Genomic DNA, 1,820 nt, shown 5'->3' with positions numbered 1-1,820 from the left:
ATCATGATGAACTCGTAGCCTTCTTTGTGCAGCTTGGCCACTTCCACATGCACCTTGGTCACCAGTGGGCAGGTCGCGTCGAAAATCTGGAAGCCGCGGCGCTCGGCCTCTTTCTGGATGGCCTGGCTCACGCCGTGCGCGCTGAACACCAGCGTAGCGCCCGGGGGCACGTCATCGAGCTCTTCAATAAAGATCGCGCCTTTTTGCTTGAGGTCGTTGACGACATAGGTGTTGTGCACGATCTCGTGGCGCACGTAAATCGGCCTGCCGAATTTGGTCAGGGCACGCTCGACGATTTCGATGGCGCGGTCCACACCTGCGCAAAAACCGCGCGGCTCAGCGAGCAGGATTTCCTGAGGAAGCACTTTGGATTCAGTCATAGAACGCCTATTACTTGCACTTCAAACACCACTGGCTGGCCTGCCAGCGGGTGGTTGAAATCAAACTGCACCGCGTCGCCGCCCTCTTTGACCTGCTGAACCGCGCCCGCGTATTGCCCCGCGCCATCCGGCGTGGGGAACTGCACCACATCGCCCACCTTGTACTGTTCATCCGGGTCGCCCAGCTCGTTGAGCAGCTTGCGCGCCACCCACTGCACCAGCTCCGGATTGCGGTCGCCAAAGGCAACGCCTGCGGGCAACTCAAACGTTGTGCGCGTGCCTTCGGGCAGGCCGATCAGCCGCTGCTCAATGGCCGGCGAGAGCTCGCCCGTGCCCAGACTCAGGGTGGCGGGCTTGCCGTCAAAGGTGTTGATGATGTCCGCGCCCGGTTTGCCGTCCACGGAGGGCCCGGCCATGCGGTAATGCAAGGTCAGGAACGAGCYTTGCTGGACGAGGGTAGTGTCGGGGGATTCCACGGTGGACATAAGACTTTCTGCGGCCGGGCTGGCGCCGGGCAAGTGTTTGTAAACTGCCTCTATTGTAGAAAGTACGGCTTGACCGGGCCAAATCAGGCTTAATCCGGTTTTTTAGCCTCACCGGCACCGGCTTTCCTCCCAACACAGACTATCCATGCTCCTGAAAGACCTCCCAGAAGACGCCCGCCCCCGCGAAAAACTGCTGGCCCGCGGCCCCGGCGCGCTCAGCGATGCCGAGCTGCTGGCCCTGCTGCTGCGCACCGGCCTGCCCGGCAAGAATGCGCTGCAGATGGGGCAGGAACTGGTCGACACCTTTGGCGGTGTTGCCGGGCTGCTGCACACCGGCCCCGAAGCGCTGAAAAGCGTCAAAGGCCTGGGCCCGGCCAAACGCGCCGAGCTGGTGGCAGTGCTGGAGCTTGCCCGGCGGGCGCTTGCCGAAAAGCTCCGTGAAAAGACCCTGTTCGACACGCCGCAGGCGGTACGCGACTATTTGCAGCTGCAGCTGGGAAGCCGGCCGCACGAGATTTTTGCGGTGCTGTTTCTCGACAGCCAGCACCGGCTGATCGTGCTCGAAGAACTGTTTCGCGGAACGCTGACGCAAACGTCCGTCTACCCGCGCGAAGTGGTGGTGCGCGCCCTGGCGCTCAACGCCGCCAGCGTGGTGCTGGCCCACAACCACCCCAGCGGCACCGCCAAACCTTCGCGCGCCGACGAGGCGCTGACGCAAACGCTGAAGTCAGCGCTCGCGCTGGTCGACGTGCGCGTGCTGGACCATTTTGTGGTGACCAGCGCACAGGCAGTGTCGATGGCCGAGTTGGGCTTGCTGTAGAAGTCGAAACGCTTTCTAGATCGCCTCTTTTTTAACAATTTCCGGATTGATGGAGAGAAAGGGGTTGGACTTCCCGAATGCCTTCACAGCGGCATCGATTTCGGGTTGCCTAAACGCGGACAGGCCCTCCGATTT

The 1,820-nt window shown here is 62.0% G+C and carries 2 protein-coding genes and 1 pseudogene; 1 reads left to right on the top strand and 2 read right to left on the bottom strand.

The window, feature by feature from the left end; all coding sequences use genetic code 11:
• Positions 1-380 (bottom strand): annotated as a pseudogene (gene ispH / locus AC1DWI_RS21515) (4-hydroxy-3-methylbut-2-enyl diphosphate reductase); the annotation flags it as partial.
• A complete protein-coding gene (locus AC1DWI_RS21510) occupies positions 377-865 on the bottom strand; it encodes an FKBP-type peptidyl-prolyl cis-trans isomerase (protein WP_477725714.1) in 489 nt (162 codons plus the stop codon). The gene AC1DWI_RS21510 and the pseudogene ispH, both read right to left, overlap by 4 nt.
• Before the next feature lie 145 nt (positions 866-1,010).
• Here AC1DWI_RS21510 and radC point away from each other — a divergent pair, with 145 nt between their 5' ends.
• Positions 1,011-1,685, top strand: a complete 675-nt coding sequence (gene radC / locus AC1DWI_RS21505; RefSeq protein WP_477669757.1) for a RadC family protein — start codon at positions 1,011-1,013, stop codon at positions 1,683-1,685.
• Positions 1,686-1,820 lie beyond the last annotated feature (135 nt).

Source organism: Polaromonas sp. P3_C2 (assembly GCF_056402675.1).
The sequence above is the reverse complement of the archived record's forward strand: the minus strand, read 5'-3'. Positions and strand labels throughout refer to the sequence as shown.

Excerpts from the sequence above, each read along its gene's own strand:
- radC (WP_477669757.1), top strand. The coding sequence starts at position 1,011 with ATGCTCCTGAAAGACCTCCCAGAAGACGCCCGCCCCCGCGAAAAACTG.